Below are 425 nucleotides of genomic sequence, written 5' to 3'. Positions count from 1 at the left end.
CCTACTACCCGCGCGCCAACTCCGGCCTCGGGGTGGGCCTCATCGACCCGGCCTGGTTCGACACGGTGAGCTGCTACCAGTTCGCCCGTGTGGGCCGCAAGCACGCGCAGCGCTCCAACTTCCCCTTCGTCTTCGTGCCGGACGTGTACGACTGGGACTACATGAAACAGGAGGCGGCCGGCACTGCCACCAAGTCGGCGTTGGACGGCGAGATCCTCTACGGCAACAACAACGGCAAGAAGTCGCTCCAGAAGACCTACCTCGCGGCTGCCAGGGCGACCGGGAGGGTGAGCATCTCGCCGTTGCACAAGGTCACCACGGTCACCCCCACGACCGGCGGCGGCTACACGGTGGTCATCGAGCAGCTCAACACGACCGGTGACGCCGTGGCCACCAAGACCGTCACGGCCGACAAGGTGTTCTTC

The 425-nt window shown here is 65.9% G+C and carries 1 pseudogene; it reads left to right on the top strand.

The window, feature by feature from the left end:
* A pseudogene (locus ADK55_RS19975) lies at positions 1–425 on the top strand (GMC family oxidoreductase); the annotation flags it as partial.

Source organism: Streptomyces sp. WM4235 (assembly GCF_001279725.1).
Lineage (GTDB): Bacteria > Actinomycetota > Actinomycetes > Streptomycetales > Streptomycetaceae > Streptomyces.
The sequence above is the reverse complement of the archived record's forward strand: the minus strand, read 5'-3'. Positions and strand labels throughout refer to the sequence as shown.